The sequence below is a fragment of the Streptomyces spororaveus genome, assembly GCF_016755875.1.
Lineage (GTDB): Bacteria > Actinomycetota > Actinomycetes > Streptomycetales > Streptomycetaceae > Streptomyces > Streptomyces spororaveus.
Genome location: NZ_BNED01000005.1, coordinates 1,229,132 through 1,245,812 on the forward strand (window position 1 = coordinate 1,229,132; position 16,681 = coordinate 1,245,812).

Genomic DNA, 16,681 nt, shown 5'->3' on the forward strand with positions numbered 1-16,681 from the left:
CCCCTCCCCCTTCCCCGCACAGCCGCAGGGCCTCTTAGGCCTGCGCCCGCAAGGAGCTTCGCCATACCCATTTCACTCGCAGACCGCGTCCTCTACCTCGCCTACGACCCCGGAATCACTCCAAAGGAGGGCGGCCTGCCCGGGCTCGAAGTCCTGAAGAAGGTCGTCAACTCGATCAACATGTTCGGCATCATCGCCGTCGTCGGCGCCCTCGCCATCTCCCTCGGCGTATGGGCCTGGGGCCACCACAGCGGCGGCCACCAGGCCGAGGCCAACGGCAAGAAGGGCGCCGTCGTCTCGGCCGGCGCGGCCCTGGGCCTGGGCGCCGCCAACGGCATCGTCGCCTTCTTCTCGGGACTCGGGACCCAGGTCCACTAGTGCCGAAACGTTCCCTCTCCCCCTTGCACCGGGCCACCACGCACTGGACGACCGGGCGACGGATCCTCGTCGCCGTCGTGGTCATCACAGCCCTCCTCGGGACCGCCGGGCTGACTGCCTGGTTCACCTCCCGCAGCGGCCAGTCCGAGGCGGGTGCCTCGCCCTCAGTCCCAGCGCCGAGCTCGCCCGCCGGGACGGCCCCGAAGACGCCCGTCGGAACGGGCTCGGTCCCGGCTCCACCCAAGGTCACCGATCCGCTCGCCTACGCCAGGGCGGCGGCGGTGCTGCTCTGGTCGTACGACACCCGCACCACCAGCCGCGACCAGCATCTCGCCGGCATGAACGCGTGGATGACCAGCGAGACGAAGTACACCGACTGGACGGCGATCTCCGGACAGATCCCGGACCCGGTGCTGTGGTCGCGGATGGCCGACAACGCCCAGTACGCCACCGCCGCCGTGGGCGAGGCCCACTTCCCCTCAGCGTTCAAGCAGGCCCTCGCCGAGAACCCCTCCGCGATCACCGAGGCGTACATCTACGCGGTCACCGTCACCGGCAAGCAGACCATCGCCTGGAAGAACGGCGGAGGCGGCGCCGAAGACCGCGCCGTCACCCTCGCCGTCCAGTGCCGCCCCGGCTCCGACTGCGCCCTGGTCTCCCTCGCCCCGAGCGTCGCCCCGTAACACGCCACTGAAGACAAGGAGGTATCCCTCCAGTGGACTTCTGTTCCATCCCCCTCGCCAGCAAACTGTGCAGCGCCGCCGACGCCATCGACTTCGTCAACGATCCGGGCAAGGCGATCACCGAGGGCATCGGCAACTGGATCGCCAAGTCGGCCGGCGAATTCGCCGCCGCATCCGCCGACCTCGCCGCCGAAGCCGTCAACGCCACCACCAAGGTCGACCTGCGGGCCGGCTGGTTCGTCGACAACTACGAACTGCTCCTGCCCATCGGCCTGACCATCCTGGTCGCCACGTTCTGCGCCCAGCTCATCCGGGCCGCCGTCAAGCGCGACGGCCAGGCCCTGGCCCAGGCCTTCACGGGCACCGCCAGCGGCGTCATCTTCTGCTTCGTCGCCATCGCCGGCACCACCATCGCCATCGAAGTCGTCGACGCCCTGTCCGACGGCTTGTTCGCGGCAGCGGGCACCTCCATCGAAGAGGCGGTGCGGCGCATGGTCAAGGCCAGCTCCGTCGCCTCCATGGTCCCGCTGGGCTGGATGATCCCCGGCATCGTCGGCCTCGGAGCCGGCACCGGGGCCATCCTCTACTGGTGCGTGATGATGGTCCGCAAGGTCGGCATCCTCGTCCTCGTCACCCTCGCCGTCTTCGCCGGGGCCGGCGGCGGCTGGGAAGCCGCACGGCGCTGGCGCCGGGGCTGGATCGAAGCCACCGCCACGCTCGTTGTCAGCAAGCTGCTGATGACGATCGTGTTCCTCCTGGGCATCTCCGCCCTCGGCCAGACCCAGGCCAAGGACGGACTCGGCGCACTCGCCGACTGCCTCGCCGGAGTCGTGATCATGATGATGGTCCTGCTCTGCCCGTACGCCACCTTCAAGTTCGTCCATTGGGCGGCTGAGGGCACCGACGGCGAGTCGATCCACCGGGCCGGCGGTACCGGCGCTCAGATGGCTAAGCAGCACACCGAGCAGGCAGCCCGCAAGGCCGCCGCGATGGCCGCCACGGGCGGAGCCGGTGCAGCGGCCGGAGGCGGTGCCGGGGCATCCCCCCAGGGCCCGGCCAGCTTCCCGGGCGACATCGCCGCCAACCCCATCGGCGGCTCCGGAGGCGAGCAGAACAGCTCCCCGATGCCGTCCTCCGGCGGCGGTGTGGCCACCGACGCGCTGTCCAAGGCCGTCCAGCCTCCGCCGACCAGCGTGAGCCAGGACACCAGCGGGCACCTCGGCGGAAGCACCGGCCCCAGCTCCGGCGCCCCGTCCGAGCCCCCCGGGACGTCCGGTTCCGGCGGCACGGGTCCCGTTCCGCGCAGCACCCAGGGCCCGCCGCAGAGCGCGCCCGCACAGGGCCCGGCCGTTGCGAGCAGTCCCTTCGCGAGCGGCCCCCCGCCCACCGGTTCCTGACCCGTCCACGCCACCCGGGCGGGACACGCCGCACCCTCTGCCGTGTCCCGCCCGGGTTCCAACCCCCGTGCTCCGAAGGCGGCTTCTGCCTTGTCTGACCTTGTCCTCCCCCTCACGATCAAATTCCCCCACCGGTCGCGGCGCGGCATCCTGCTCGGCCTGTCCCTGCCCCAGCTCGTCCTCACCTCCACGGCCCTGGCTCTGCTTCTGGCCACGGTGGTGTCCACCGGCCTGGTCGGCGCCCTCGCCCTGACCCCGCTCTGGGCCGGCGTCGGCGCCCTCGTCGTCATCCGCCGCCACGGCCGCTCCCTCATCGACTGGGCGCCGATCGTCCTGCGCTACGCCCAGCGCCGCCAAACAGGCCAGACCCTGTGACTGGCCCGCGCAGTCTCCCGGCCCCGCACCGACGGCATGCTCCACCTGCCCGGCACCGCCGCCTCACTCCGTGTCGTCACACCCTCCGGATCGCAGGCCGCCGCCGTCCACGACCCCCACGCCCAGACCCTGACCGCCATCGCCCGCGTCTCCAGCAGGGCCTTCGCCCTCCTCGACCCCGCAACCCAGAACGCCAACGTCACCTCGTGGGGCCGGGCCCTGGCCGGCATCGCCCGGTCCGGGCACATCGCCACCGTGCAGGTCCTGGAGCGCACCGTCCCCGACTCCGGCGACACCCTGACCCGCCACTGGACCACCCACGGCCAGCCCCAGACCCCAGTCGCCGGGCACGTGTACTCCGAACTCGTCGCCTCCGCAGGGCCCGCCGCCGCCCCCCACGAGAGCTACCTGGCGATCTCCCTGGACATGAAGGCCGCCAAGCGGCTCATCTCCCAGGCCGGCGGCGGACTGCCCGGCGCCTTCACCGTGCTGGGGCAGACCACCTCCTCCGTCGCCCAGGCCGCGCGCGGCGCCGGACTGATGGTCACCGGCTGGCTCACCGCCCGCGAGATCGCCGCCGTCGTCCGCACCGCGTACGACCCCAAGGCCCTGGCCGGCCTGCAGCAGTGGTCCGAGCACGGCCGGGCCGAGGCCGACCCCGCTGCCGCGGGCCCTGTGGTCCAGGTCGAGGAGTACGACCGGGTCATCACCGACTCGGCCCGCCACGCCACCTACTGGGTCGAGAACTGGCCGCGGACAGAGACCGGCGCCGGATTCCTGCACGGGCTGATGTTCACCGCCGGAGTGCGCCGTTCCTTCTCCCTCATCTACGTACCCCAGGGGCTCGAATCCGCGCTGCGCGACGTCCAGCGCACCAAGGCCACGATCATCGCGGACGCCTCCGAGCGCCAGCGCCGCGGACAGGTCGACTCCGAGGCCGACTCCGTCGAGTACGGCGACGTCAAGGAACGCGAACGCCAGCTCATCGCCGGGCACGCCGACGTCGCACTCACCGGCCTGCTGACCGTCTCCGCCGAGAGCGACGCCCAGCTCGACGCCGCGTGCGCACAGATCGAGACCGCCGCCGTCAGCGCCCAGGTAGACCTCCGGCGCCTGATCTACCAGCAGCCCGAAGCCCTCACCCTCGGCGCACTCCCCCTGGCCCGCACCGCCCTGTAGCCGAACCCCCGCCGCGCCCCCGGCAGCAAGGACCCACGACTTGACCAACACCACGATCCCGTCCGGTGACGCCCACCCCTACCTGCGGGCCGCGACCGCCGGCATCCGCCACCACACCCGCCAGGCGGCATGGAGCACCACCACCGCCGACCGCGTACACCTGGACGTCCTGCACAGCCACCTCACCGGTCTCCACCTCCTCATGGACCACCTCGCGGACACCACCCGGCCCCAGCATCCGGCCGCCGGACGGCACCTGGCCTCCGCCCACCTGCGGCTGTGGCAGGCCGCGACCAGCCTCCACGACGCCTTCCACACCCTGCCCGCAGCCGAGCGCACCGGAGCCGACCCGGTCTGCCGCCCCGACGTGCTGCCCGAGGGGCCGCCGGTCCTCACCATCTGCCAGCGACAGCTCGCCTCCGGACACGCCATCCGCCGCAAAACCACCCCCGCCGACCACGGCCCCCGCCCGGCGCGCACCGCCTGAAGGCAGCCCCCGCAGAAACGATCCGCCCCCATGCCCCAGCACCGTCCCGGCCGCCGCGCCCGCCGCGCCTCCGCCAGCCCCCTGTTCACCCCCCACGGCACCGACCGCAGCACCCGCAAGGCCGCCCGCCGCCAGCTCGCCGAAGCCCAGGCCAAAGCCCGCGCAGAAGCCACCTCCACCTCCGGCGAACACCCACCGGCCGAGCAGGAGATGCCCCGCTCCGCCTACCCGTCCGCCGGGCGGCCCGGCAGCGCCTCGGCCCGCGGCAACCGGCTGCGCCTGCCCGCCCACCGCATGACCACCGCCGTCGCCGCCGGCGCGTACCCCTTCCTTGCCGAAGGCGGACTTGGAGCCGACGGCATCTACATCGGCCGCGACGTCCACGCCGAAGCCGCCTTCGTCTTCGACCCCTTCACCCTGTACGGCAAAATCGACGGCTTCACCAACCCCAACGTCCTGCTCGCCGGAGTCATCGGCCAGGGCAAGAGCGCCCTCGCGAAGTCCTTCGCGCTCCGGTCGGTGGCCTTCGGGTACCGCGTGTACGTCCCCTGCGACCCCAAGGGCGAATGGACTCCTGTCGCCCAGGCCCTCGGCGGCACCTCGATCGCCCTCGGCCCCGGGCTTCCCGGCCGCCTCAACCCCCTGGACGCGGCCCCGCGGCCTCCGTCCGTAGTGGAGGCGGACTGGGCCGGTGAGGTACGCAAGCGCCGCCTGCTCCTGCTCGGCTCCCTCGCCCGTACCGTCCTGGGCCGCGACCTGATGCCGATGGAACACACCGCCCTCGACATCACGCTCGATGGCGTCGTCAAGGCCGCAGCCGCGGCAGGGCGGACCCCGCTCCTCGGCGACATCGCCCACACCCTGGCCCAGCCAGCCCTCCTCGACCGGGCCGCGGGCACCGTCTCCGGCCACCTCGGAGAGGCAGCCCGCGACCTCGCCCACGCCATGCGCCGCCTGGTCCACGGCGACCTCGCCGGAATGTTCGACGCCCCCTCCACCGTCGCCTTCGACCCGGCCACCCCGATGCTGTCGATCGACCTGTCCCGCCTCGGCGGGTCCGGCGACGACACCGCTCTCGTCCTCGCCATGACCTGCGCCTCCGCCTGGATGGAGTCCGCCCTCACCGACCCGCGCGGTGGCCGGCGCTGGATCGTCTACGACGAGGCATGGAGACTGATGCGCCACGGCCCTCTGCTGCAGCGCATGCAGGCCCAGTGGAAGCTCTCCCGCGGCCTCGGCATCGCCAACTTGATGGTCATCCACCGGCTCTCCGACCTGCTCACCGCCGGCGACGCCGGATCCCAGGGCCGCGCCCTGGCCGAAGGACTCCTCGCGGACTGCTCCACCCGCATCATCTACCGCCAGGAAACCGACCAGCTCCACGCAGCGGCCTCCCTGCTCGGCCTGACCTCCGTGGAGACCGAGGCGATATCCCACCTCAGCCGCGGACGCGGCCTCTGGAAGGTCGCCGGCCGGTCCTTCATCGTCCAACACCTGCTCCACCCAGCCGAACAGACCCTGTTCGATACCGACTCCCGTATGCACTGACAAAAGACACAAGGAAAACCACCCCTCCGAACTCACTGCCCCCTCACCGCCCTCTTCCGTACCTCGTCGGCGCACTCAAGGTGCTAGAGGTCAATTCGCCGTCACAGCGCAGAGGTGGGAGCTGCTGGACGATCCGGAAACAGACTCACGAACCTACAAACAAAGGCAGCAAGTTGCCGATATACAAAGACGCCGTCTATCCCGAAGAACTGCGCTACACCAACCCAGCAGCTCTCCGCGCGTTCGCACAGGCCCTCGACCGGAACGCCAATCGGCTCCCACAACCTGCTGACCTCACTCAGGGCAAGGGACTCCTCTACTGCGCCGACCGCATCGACGAGCTCGTCACACACGTCACTTGGTGCTTGGGGGAGATAAGCGCCGAAGTCAACCTCTGCTACAACGGCACGACAGAACGACCGCTGAGCGATGGACATGACCGGCGCGCCACGGCGATCAGTCAGGGCGCTGCTCCCTTGGCCACCGCCTTGACTCGCCTAGCCAAGGCCACCGACCGCCTCAGCTCCTTCCACCCGGTTCTCGTTCCACCGCCAACCGGTACGGATTTGCCCGTTCCCGATGGCCTTCTGCTCCCTCTCCTTCGGGATGTGGCTGGCGCGCGTACCGCCATACGGAAGGCAGCCCAGCAGTTTCGGAGCAACGCCGAGAGGCTGGAAGAACCCGTCACCTGTGGCCCGCTACTCGCGGCAGGATCCTGATGACAGAACCTGGGAAATCCCAGCCCCTGGCGCCCCTACCGGACCATCGAAACGTTCATGACCCCCGCTGGCGCGCGATCTGGGCCGGGTACACCCACGTGACCACCCCGCTACGCGAACGCGGCATGGTCTGCGACGTCCAGTACGGCATGAGTTCCTGGCTCGTTTACGCCTGGCCACCAGGCCACGACTCCGTCGTCATCATCGGAGCGCAAGGCGGATGGCTGGTCACGCACGAATATCCCGCCGAGGACCGGACCTCGATGACGGTCCTCTACGACTCCACGACCACCGTCCCCCCAGGTGATCTTCACGATGTCGGCCCACTGCTCTCCGCGATCGACGGTCTTCTCGCACGACTCCCCCGAGCCCCGTCGGCACCTACAGCCTCCAGCGTGCACGTGACTGGGGCCCCTGCCCCTACACCGATGCCGACCGGGCGAAGCACCCGCAGCCGCTGATCCCCACCCCAACCTCGTCCTCCAGGAGGGCTCCCCGTGTACCACCCCGTCAGCATCCACATAGGACTGCATGTCGCCGGGCCGATATCTCTGCCCCTCTCTGACCCGGTCCAACGCCTTCTGTGGTCAAGGGGGTTCGCTTAGGGCATGCAGATCTTTAAATCGTCTCTTTGGCCTTGCTCTGAGTGGAGTCGGGCGCGAGGAACGTGGCGACGTCGGCTGGTGTGCGAAGGCGGGCGGTAGAGGTGTCGATGTGGTGGCCGTGTGCTTCCAGGAGTGGGTGGACCTCCTGCTTCGCGCGGCTGATGGTCATGGCAGTGACGCCGAAGAGTTGGCCGAGGAGATCCATGGTCGCGAGTTTGCGCAGGTGGAGCACGGTGGCCAGGATCCGGTCGGCTGGGGTGAGTTTGGCTTTGGCACCTGTGCCAGGGGCCACCAGACGCTCGTGACCACGACGTGTGCGGAGCACTTGCTCGCGTTGAACCTCCAGCGCTGGAGTCAGCGCGTTGATGAGCTCGCTGAGCCGTAGGCGGGTCATTCCGGTCAGCTCTGGGTCCTGCAGTGAACGCCGCGTAAGGCTGGGCGGTCTGGTCGCCGGGGCCTGGTCTGACGTGCTGTCGGTCGTCGCCGCATGCGTCGGATGCTGGGGGTGGAGGGTGTAGTTCCAGTCGCCGTGGAAGCGGTGCCGGGTGATCGGCAGGGCGGCGATCTCGTCGTCGCTGACCTGGATGCCGGTGGGGTATGGGTTGGTGTCGAGTTCGGCGTGCACGGTCAGGCCGGTTTTGGTGGTGGTCGCCGCGATGCTCTCGACGATGACTTCGTGGCTGGTCAGGGGCCTTCCACGCCAGTTCATGGTGATGTGGGAGAACAGCCGGTGCTCGATCCGGTTCCACTTCGAAGTGCCGGGAGGCAGGTGGCAGACAGTGACCGTCAGGCAAGCCTCGGCGGCGAACCGGGCGAGTTCGGTCTTCCAGGTGCGGGTGCGATAGCCGTTGGAGCCGCCCGCATCGGCGGTGATCAGCAGCCGGCCGGCCGTCGGGTAGGCGGCCCGCCCGGCTCCGTTCCACCAGCGGCGGATCGACTCGACGGCGAACGCGGCGGTGTCGTGGTCGGTGCCCACATTGACCCAGCCGGTGTTCGCGGCGACGTCGTAGATGCCGTAGGGCACCGCCCTGCCCAGCTCGCGGTCGGGGAAGTCGTGGGTGTCGACCCGCACCGGCTCGCCTCTCGGCTCCCACTCACGGCCGTTGTTCTTGAACGGGCCGACCAGTTCCTTCTTCTTCGTGTCCACACTGATCACCGGAGCCCCGCGGTCCTGGTGGTCGCGGGCCTGCTCGTTGAGGTAGTGGAACTGTGCGTCCCGGTCGGGGTGCTGCTTGCCCTCCAGCGTCTTGGCGTTGCTCTGCAGGCTGAAGCCCTCCTCACGCAGGAGGTCGCCCACCGTGTCCGCGGAGATCCTGTGGCCCTGCCGGGTCAGCTGCTCGGCGAGCTTGCGGGTGGATTTGGTGGTCCAGCGCAGCGGCGACATGGGATCTCCGCGGACGTCGGGCTCGACCAGCGTGAGGAGTGCCTCCCGAACGGCCGGGTTCCGGTCGACGACGCGTTTGCGGCCAGCGCCGGGCCGGCGGATGCGTCCCAACGGGGCCTCTCCGGCCTCGAGTTCCCGCACTCCGACAGACACAGTGGCCTCTCGAACACCGGCGGCACGAGCGACTGCTCTGATCCCGCCATGACCGAGTGACTGGGCCTCCGCCCCCATCAGCAGACGACGCTGCCGCTCGTCGAGGTGCGGCAGAATCGCCTCGAACTTGGCCGCCAGTACAGCCCGTTGCCCATCCAATCCACTCATGGCCAGACCAACGAACCACCGAACGGAAAGCCACGATTTAAAGATCTGCACGCCCTTACTGCTCACGGCTGGATGCGTACACCGCGCCGGCGTCCCTGCCGGTTGAGCAGCAGGAGCATCTCGTGCACCAGGCCGTGCACGCGCTGCAGCCGCTCGGCCTCCCCGTCGCACATCTCCACCACCCGGCGCCCTCGGCATGACCCACGATTCCCTGCTCCCCTTCGAGCAGGAGACCCTCAGACGTTCCAAAGCCGTCACCGCCGGCCTGGAGCAGTTCACCGCCGGGCTGGCACCGCGCCTGGGCGGGGCATGGGGCCCCCGTGTCCTGCCGACTCCTTATCGGTGGAACCATGCCGACGACCGGATCTGGGAGCGGGAGGAGGGAGTGCTGTGGCGTGCGCTGCGCCGGGACGGCGACCATCAGCGTGCGCGTGCCTTCCTCACCCACGCCCACGGCCTCCAGCTCTGCGTCATCCAGCGGCCGCACCGGCCAGGCGAGTTCCTGGTCGGCACGCTGCTGCCGGCGGGCGTCTACGAGTACGACACGGCACCGCACCCGCAGGCCGTCTCGGTTCCCGGTGACCCCGCCCGTGCCGCCGCCGCGGTACGGCGCCGCCTCCTTCCGTACTACCGGCTCGCGTCGATGCGCGTGGCCAGCAGCACCAGGCTCAAGCAGGCCCAGCGGGTCGTCATCGGCCGGTCTACGGACGGGCGACCGATCGCCGACGTGCTCATGCCCCGCGCCGTGCGGGCCCTGCTCCACGAAGACGGCCGCTGACACCTGGACCCCGGCACCGGTCTGTGCGTGACGGCTACCCACTCCGCCTTCGCCCCCGAGGTCCTCGTACAGGACGCCGCCGACCGGCTCGGCGGACTCGGCTTCGAGGTCATCCGCAGCGACCAGCATCCGCTGGAGTTGTACTTCCGGTCGCAGCACGCCGCGAGCCCCGCTCCGGTGGGCGGTCTGCCGGCCACCCCGCCCGGAAGCCCGAGCTGGAACCGGAGCCGCTGACCTGGAACAGCTGGTGGCAACGAACTCCACCTTCCGCCTGCCATGGCCCACCGCAACACCCAGCGATGTCGCGGTCGCCCAACCTGCCCCCGGGCCAGCCTCTTCGGACCGCACCGAAGTTGTCCCCCATCCCAGTCTCCGCCCGCGAGCCCATCTCGGCCACCGTGCCGCGTGCCGCCCGCCGCTGATTCGAAAGGAGCCCTCCTGCCCGGCCAGTTCGTCGTCGGCACGCACCCGCAGTACGGGTATGTCGCCTCCGCCCAAGGAATCCCTCACCACATAAGCCAGTGGTACCTGAACCGTCTCGGCTTCCAGCCACTGCTTGGCCTGCACGGCGTCTACCTCCTGCCGGCCCCCACCCACGAAGGACCCCGGCGCATCCGCCAGGCCATCGAGAGCCTGCGCACCAGCGGATACAAGGTCCATGCCGACTACTCCCTGGACCCCGCCAACACCAAGCCGGTGCAGGCCAAGCCCGTTCGGGACCCGCGCGAGTGGTACCGGACCGGAGTCTCGCAGGCCGCCGCCACCCCCTCGCCCCAGTACGCCACCACACGGGCCTGGGGCTCCAGGCCCCCGCAGACCACGCCGGCGACTCCCGCACCGAGCGCAACCACCCACACGAGCCGCACCCACTGATGAGAGAAGGACCCGTTCCACCCATGCCCCACGCCGTCCACCACCGTCCCAGCAGCAGCGAGCTGCGGCTGCGGGCCCGCCGGGAGGCCGCGGAATTCCTTCGAGGCCTCCCGGTCCCGGCAGATCCGGCCGCCTCGTTGCGCACCTGCGCGGAGGCAATGTCCCAGGCGTCCACGCCCGCCGAAGTCCACGCGCTGACCGAACTGGCGGCCGGTGGCGAGGAAGCCGGACTGATCGCGCTGCGGAACCTCCTGCGCGCCGCCGGCGCCCGCTGCCGGGAGCACGGCGAGATCCAGCTCGCCACCCGCTACGAGCGCACGAGCGACCTCCTCGACATCGCCGACCGGGCTCTCTTCCAGCTCGGCGTCGACGTGCTGACCACCCAGTACGACACCACAGCGGACACCGCCGCCCCCTGCCTGACGCCCGTCGGCCACGACGAGGGAGCACCCACCTGACGTCCTCCGAGATCACCCTCTACACCAGCCAATACCACGGCATCGTCGCCCTCGTCTCCGGCGAATCGTCCCGGTGGGCTCGCACCGCCCTTCAACTCGCGGGATTCGAGAAGGACGGCGGCGGAAACTACGTCATGCCCCTGACGGACGCCAGCCGCGTCCGCGAGGCCCTGACCAACCTCAGAGAGACAGCGGCGGCCTTGCAGAGCAAGGTCACCGCGACCAACCAGAGCTACATCGGCGACTTCGCCCTCGAAGTCAGCAAGGACCTGCCCGGCCAGTGGAAGGTGCAGGTCGAGAACTACGGGCACCCGGCGACGCAGGGCGACCTCTTCTCGTGCCTGTGGGCGACCGGTCCCAACCTCCGCCTCCTTGAGAACCGGCGCGTGTCCTCTGCTGCGATCTTGCAGTCCGAGAACCGAGCCGAACTCGCCATCATCTACAACCCCCGCCACGACGTGTACGACGTCGCGATGCTCGCCCCGCAGGACATGTACCTGGACGAGGCCGTCGTACCGCCGCCCGTGATCACCGTGCATTCGGCGCCCGTCCCCGCCGCCCGCAAGATCGCCTCCAGCCTGCTCGCCGACTACTACCGGGCCGTTTTCGAGATGCAGTTGAACCATCTCGGCGATGACCTGGCATGGGCGCAGGAGGAGTTCGAACCCGGCACCGTCCAGGATCCTCCCCAGCGTGACCTGGCCGAGGCCTTCGACCGCTTCGCCACCATCGCACCGCGCATCATCGCGTCCCTGCGCACCAGCGGCCTTCACTCCTTCGACCCGCACCAGGCAGCGTTCCTGGAGGACATGGAGGCCGCGTTCGGTCAGCCCAGCCCGGGCACCGAGAACGCGGGGAAGGCACCGGAGAACCCGAGTCTCGATCTGCTGTCGATGTGGATGAGCGAGGGCGAGGGTCTGGTCGACCTTGCCCGGGCCGCCGTCCGCACCGCACCCGCGCCGACCGCCTTTGGCCTCGTCCGTGCCGTGGACGCACCCGGGGTGCTCCCCTCTCCTCCCCCGCGGGCCGGCGCCGCCCTCAACCGCAGATAGCCCCCTGGAGCCGCTATTCCCCTCCCCCCGACCCCACCTCCGCACGAGGCGGTTAATGCTCTGACCGGCTGGGCCGTCCAGTTCTCGGTCATCACGCTCCGCTGCGAGATGGCCGTGGACCACCTCCGTACCCACCACGGAGACATCACCGACGCCCCGGCCGCCCAGGCCGCCGAAGCCGAGCGCAACCGGGAACTCGCCGAGCTCTTCGTCGATCTCCGCCCCCACCTCAACACCCTGATCGTCCACGCCAGCGCCGGCCTGCAGGCCATGCCCCCGGCCCGGCACCATGCCCGCTGGCACCTGCTGATCTCCGACCTCGCCCATGCCGTACACATCCTGGACGAGCACCCCGACGGCCAGGACACCACCGCCCGCGACGCACTGCTGTGGCCCTACATGCAGACCTGGGGCGAGCACGACGTCCTGCTGCGCGACCTCGCCCTCCAGCCCACCCACCCACCCGAGCCGAACCCCGGGCTCGGTACGGAGGAACAGGAGGCATGGACCGCCTGGGCCCGCTCGGCCCACAGCCGCGGTCTGCTCCGGCCCCAGGAATCTCGCTACGACGCCGCCGACCGCCAGCTCACCCTCGCCTTCGTCCCGCACCCGGTCGACGAGGACGAGGAGATGGTCGTGATCCTCGCCGGGGACATCGACGGCCCCGAAATGAGCGTGACCGGGCGCTACGACACCGACGACGAAGCGATCCGCCACCTCCCACCAGCAGTCCCACCCGGCGTGCTCTATCCCAACGGCCCCCCGCCGGACAGCGCGTCACCACCCGGGGTGCCACTGGAACAGCTGATCCGCGACGTCATCGACGCGCAGCACAGCGCCTCCGTCGCCGAGGCGATCTCCTACGTCACCGACCTGCCGCCCCATGCTCCCGCCGGACACATCGCGCAGCTCACGGCCTTCCTCGACACCTGCGCCGCCTGGGCGACCGCCATGGACACCCGGGCCGGCCAGGAGATCTCCGTGCGACTGCGGATGATCTCCGCGCAGACCAGCCACCTGGTCCAGGACCTCGCGCAGATCGGCGAACAGCTGGAGGACGCGGTGGCGGTCCTGCCGCCGCACCGCACCCCCGCACCCCGCCACCTGCCCGTACCGCGCCCGCCCGCGGTGGGCACCACACCGGTCGTTCCGGCCTCGCCGGTCTCCGCCGCTTCCGTTCCCCGCCGGTAGCGCGCCTCGTCCGGTCTCACTCCGCCTCGCCCTCTCTGACGGAAAGCCCTGCCCTGTTGACCCTGGCCGATCACCCGCCCACCACCCCGCCACCAGCCACGTACGGCGCCGTCCTGGGCAGCCGCCATGTTGTCCGCCTGCTCGGCGGCACCCTGACCGGTCGTCTGCCCAACGGCATGGTGCCCGTCGGACTCGTGTTGTGGATCACCGGCGGGGGCGGTTCCCTGGCCTTCGCCGGCCTCCTCGCCGCGCTGTACGGGCTGGCGTCCGGGCTGTCCCAGCCGATCAAGGGCAGGCTGATGGACCGGTACGGGCAGACCCGCATCTCCGCACCGGCCGTCGTGTTCAACTCCGGTTGCCTGGCCTCGCTCCCGTGGATCGGGGCGAGCGGCCACCCGGCGGCCGTGACCGCCGCCGTGGGGCTCGCGGGTCTGTTCACCCCGCCTTTGGAATCCGGGCTGCGCGCGTTGTGGCCGACCGTCCTTCCCGATCTGGGCCGACGGCGGGTCGTCCAGGCCCTCGACACCGGGTCCCAGGGCCTCCTCTACATCGTGGGTCCCTTGCTCGCCTCGTGGCTGGCCACCGCATACGGGCCCGGTATGGCCCTGAACGCCGCCGCCGCGCTCACCCTTGTGGGAACGGTCGTGGTCCTGACCGCTGCCCCCTCACGGACCTGGCGGCGGGCCACCACCGGTGGGGCGGTGGGAGGCGGCCGTCTGGCGGGGGCTGGTCTGGTCCTGCTGTTCACCGCGCTGGCGGGGACGGGGTTCGCGCTCGGTGCGATGAACGTGTGGGCAGCGGGCATGGCCACCACCCACAAGATGGCCATGCTCTCCGGGATGCTCCCCGCCGCATTCTCCGCCGGCAGCGTGCTCGGCGGCCTGATCTATGCCCGCCGGAGATGGCCCGGCACGACCACCACCCAGCTCCTCGCGACCGCCGCCCTGTTCCTCTTCGGCTGGATGCCCCTGCTGGTCCAGCCCGGACCGCGCGCAGCCATCGCCCTGGCCGTGATCCCGGGGCTGTTCCTCACCCTGATCATCACCAACGGCTTCCACACCGTGGACTCCCTGGCCCCCGCCTCACGCTCCACCGAGGCGTACGCCTGGCTGATCCTGTCCGTCGGCACCGGCCAGGCCGCCGGAACCGCGCTCGCCGGAGCCCTCGCCGAGCACCCCTACGTACTCGCCGGGCTTCCAGCCGCCGGCGCCGCCGTCTCGATGGCCATCCTCGTCCTCGCCCGCCGAAAGCTCGGCCCCGGCCGTCGCCTCGGCCGCCACCGACGCTCCCGCCACTTCAACTCACCTGTATCAGAAGGAGATTCGCCTATGGCAATCCGGACCGAATGGAAGATCGTCCACAGCTGTGGACACGAGAGCACGGCCAACCTGTCCGACCGTCCCGCCGACAAGCGGGCCGGATTCGCCCGCTGGCTCGGCGGCCGGGATTGCACCGACTGCTGGAAGGCCTCCCGAGACTCCGACAGCGCCACGAAGGAAGTGTGGCTGGCGGCGAAGCGGGCCGAGGAGCAGCAGGCCGCATTGGACTGGGCGACGCAGTTCGACATGCCGGCGCTGGAGGGTCCCGAGCGGGCTCTTGCCTGGGGTGAGCGTTCCCGGTTCCAGCTGGTGACGGCCGCGTACACCGCGCTGGTCACCGAGAGCGGGACCTGGGACGAGGCCGACTGGGCCGCGCTGGAGGAGAAGATCCGCACGGTCACGCGGGCCGGGTGGTGGATCGACCAGCGCGACGCCGAGGGCACTGACCTTCCCGAGCTGCTGGACGCGGCCACCGCTGATGACCGGGGGACGGAGAACCCGTTCCGGTAACCGTGGGCGGACATATATAGCCGACGATCCCCGGTCAGCCAAACCGGGGATTCTCCAGACCATTGAAGTACTTCACCCGCCGCGAAACTGCGGCACCTTCGTGGAAGGACTTCTGCCGTGCCCGACGCCATCCGTGCCGCGTTCATACCCGCTGACGCCATCACCCCCGACCGGGACATCGCCCACGGACACTTCGCTCCCGGCGACCGGATCGTGGTCATCAAGGGAGTGGACGACGGCATCCTGTGGGGCGACGCCATGACGGTGGTCACCCCGTCCTGGCACACCCCGACCAACGAGGACGGATGGCGCCTGCGCAACCCGGACGGCGGCGCCCGCAGCTTCGTCACCGGGCACCCCCGCTACCTCGTCCACCTCTCCACGCGCTGCCCCGACTGCCTGATCTACCAGCGGGCCCTGCAGGACTACCTCGTGCCCCGGTTCACCGACAGCAAGCCCGTCGATGTCGGCTGGTACTCGATCACCGAGCTGAACCAGCTCGTCCACGTCGCCGACGGCCGGGCCGGCAGCCGATGATCCCCACGCTCCACGAGTTGGACACCACGTCCACCCACGCACTCGCCGAGGCTCTGGGCCGTCCCGTCAGCGACCAGGAGGGTCTGACCACCGACGGCACGATCGTCGCGTACTGGTCGCAGCTCGACTACTTCACCGACGAGGACCGGATATGGACCTCGTTGGAGTGGGCCCAGCACCTCGACGAGTCGCACCGGGAGCACCCCTTCGCCGCCACCTACTGTGGTGATCCCCGCGTCATCCTCCACGTCAGCGTCCGCCAGCACCCCGAGGACCGGGAGCTCACGCCGGCCGAGTGGTCCGAGGTCGGCCACCGGCTCGCCCGCGTCTCAAGAATCGCCCCGGCAGGCGACCCGAATCCGTGCAGGTGGATCGCCCTCCGCGACCTGCCCCACCGCCTCGACCTGGTCGCCAATCTGGTCCGGGAGGACGGCGTCCGGGCGGCCGTGCCCAGGCAACTCCCCCACGCCCTGGCCGCGGAATGCCGGCGCATCGAAGCCGACCTCCGCCTTCTCTCCCCGCCAGACCACCACGCCGCCCCCTTCAAGGCGAACATGCTGGCGGCGGCACGGCCCACCGTCGAAATTCCCGGCACCAGCTTCGTGGCGGACTTGCCCAACGGGGCGCACCAGCATTTCGCCGCCGCCCGCCGTCTCGTGGAGAAGGCCGCGCACCAGCTGGGCAGTGCGCCGTCGGGCCAGCCGGAGCTCGCGCACCAGCTGGAGTGGATCGCCCGCCGATCCCACGCCCTTGAATCCGACCTCGCCGAGATCGTCCCCGGGCACCCTGGCACCCCGGCCGGAGTCGCCACCACAGGTGTCTCCGCCGGGCTCCCGCCCCGGGCCACCCGGAGGCGCTGACCGGCCGCCTCTACCGCAGAAAGCATT

The 16,681-nt window shown here is 70.6% G+C and carries 16 protein-coding genes and 2 pseudogenes; 17 read left to right on the forward strand and 1 reads right to left on the reverse strand.

From position 1 onward, the window contains the following. Positions 1–63: 63 nt before the first annotated feature. The 7 genes and pseudogenes from Sspor_RS08430 (at position 64) to Sspor_RS08460 (ending at position 6,766) form a co-directional block, all read left to right on the forward strand. Positions 64–378, forward strand: coding sequence for a DUF6112 family protein (locus Sspor_RS08430; protein WP_202203553.1), 315 nt, complete (start codon positions 64–66; stop codon positions 376–378). Beyond that, a complete protein-coding gene (locus Sspor_RS08435) occupies positions 378–1,061 on the forward strand; it encodes a hypothetical protein (RefSeq protein WP_202198468.1) in 684 nt (227 codons plus the stop codon). The genes Sspor_RS08430 and Sspor_RS08435 overlap by 1 nt, the downstream gene beginning before the upstream one ends. Before the next feature lie 32 nt (positions 1,062–1,093). Further along, positions 1,094–2,458 carry an SCO6881 family protein gene (locus tag Sspor_RS08440; protein WP_202198469.1) on the forward strand — a complete coding sequence of 455 codons (1,365 nt, stop codon included), beginning with the start codon at positions 1,094–1,096 and terminating at the stop codon, positions 2,456–2,458. A gap of 90 nt (positions 2,459–2,548) precedes the next feature. Beyond that, positions 2,549–4,012, forward strand: a pseudogene (locus Sspor_RS08445) (SCO6880 family protein). Between the two features lie 40 nt (positions 4,013–4,052). Further along, positions 4,053–4,499: a DUF6238 family protein gene (locus Sspor_RS08450; protein ID WP_202198470.1), complete on the forward strand. Its 447-nt coding sequence runs from the start codon at positions 4,053–4,055 to the stop codon at positions 4,497–4,499. Positions 4,500–4,529: 30 nt separating this feature from the next. Beyond that, positions 4,530–6,047 carry a VirB4 family type IV secretion system protein gene (locus tag Sspor_RS08455; protein WP_202198471.1) on the forward strand — a complete coding sequence of 506 codons (1,518 nt, stop codon included), beginning with the start codon at positions 4,530–4,532 and terminating at the stop codon, positions 6,045–6,047. A gap of 173 nt (positions 6,048–6,220) precedes the next feature. Beyond that, positions 6,221–6,766 carry a hypothetical protein gene (locus Sspor_RS08460; RefSeq protein ID WP_202198472.1) on the forward strand — a complete coding sequence of 182 codons (546 nt, stop codon included), beginning with the start codon at positions 6,221–6,223 and terminating at the stop codon, positions 6,764–6,766. A 618-nt stretch (positions 6,767–7,384) separates the two neighbouring features. Here the strand turns inward: Sspor_RS08460 and Sspor_RS08465 are convergent. Beyond that, positions 7,385–9,076 carry an ISAzo13 family transposase gene (locus Sspor_RS08465; RefSeq protein ID WP_202203529.1) on the reverse strand — a complete coding sequence of 564 codons (1,692 nt, stop codon included), beginning with the start codon at positions 9,074–9,076 and terminating at the stop codon, positions 7,385–7,387. A 196-nt stretch (positions 9,077–9,272) separates the two neighbouring features. Between Sspor_RS08465 and Sspor_RS08470 the strand changes: the two genes are divergently transcribed. The 10 genes and pseudogenes from Sspor_RS08470 (at position 9,273) to Sspor_RS08510 (ending at position 16,654) form a co-directional block, all read left to right on the forward strand. Further along, entirely contained in the window at positions 9,273–9,854 is a 582-nt protein-coding gene (locus Sspor_RS08470; protein WP_202198473.1) for a hypothetical protein, read from the forward strand. A 27-nt stretch (positions 9,855–9,881) separates the two neighbouring features. After that, on the forward strand, positions 9,882–10,088 hold the full coding sequence (locus Sspor_RS08475) for a hypothetical protein (RefSeq protein WP_202198474.1): 207 nt from the start codon (positions 9,882–9,884) through the stop codon (positions 10,086–10,088). 171 nt (positions 10,089–10,259) lie between these two features. Continuing rightward, positions 10,260–10,727, forward strand: a complete 468-nt coding sequence (locus tag Sspor_RS08480) for a hypothetical protein (RefSeq protein ID WP_202198475.1) — start codon at positions 10,260–10,262, stop codon at positions 10,725–10,727. Between the two features lie 23 nt (positions 10,728–10,750). Further along, complete coding sequence (locus Sspor_RS08485) at positions 10,751–11,185, forward strand: hypothetical protein (RefSeq protein ID WP_202198476.1); 435 nt, start codon at positions 10,751–10,753, stop codon at positions 11,183–11,185. A 134-nt stretch (positions 11,186–11,319) separates the two neighbouring features. Continuing rightward, positions 11,320–12,237 carry a hypothetical protein gene (locus Sspor_RS08490; protein WP_202198477.1) on the forward strand — a complete coding sequence of 306 codons (918 nt, stop codon included), beginning with the start codon at positions 11,320–11,322 and terminating at the stop codon, positions 12,235–12,237. A 108-nt stretch (positions 12,238–12,345) separates the two neighbouring features. Continuing rightward, positions 12,346–13,428 carry a hypothetical protein gene (locus tag Sspor_RS08495; protein WP_202198478.1) on the forward strand — a complete coding sequence of 361 codons (1,083 nt, stop codon included), beginning with the start codon at positions 12,346–12,348 and terminating at the stop codon, positions 13,426–13,428. A 176-nt stretch (positions 13,429–13,604) separates the two neighbouring features. Continuing rightward, positions 13,605–14,504 (forward strand): annotated as a pseudogene (locus Sspor_RS40425) (MFS transporter); the annotation flags it as partial. Between the two features lie 252 nt (positions 14,505–14,756). Continuing rightward, on the forward strand, positions 14,757–15,257 hold the full coding sequence (locus Sspor_RS40430) for a hypothetical protein (RefSeq protein WP_237404276.1): 501 nt from the start codon (positions 14,757–14,759) through the stop codon (positions 15,255–15,257). A 117-nt stretch (positions 15,258–15,374) separates the two neighbouring features. Beyond that, positions 15,375–15,794: a hypothetical protein gene (locus Sspor_RS08505; protein WP_202198479.1), complete on the forward strand. Its 420-nt coding sequence runs from the start codon at positions 15,375–15,377 to the stop codon at positions 15,792–15,794. 17 nt (positions 15,795–15,811) lie between these two features. Next, positions 15,812–16,654, forward strand: a complete 843-nt coding sequence (locus Sspor_RS08510) for a relaxase/mobilization nuclease (protein ID WP_202198480.1) — start codon at positions 15,812–15,814, stop codon at positions 16,652–16,654. The last annotated feature ends 27 nt before the right edge of the window (positions 16,655–16,681 follow it).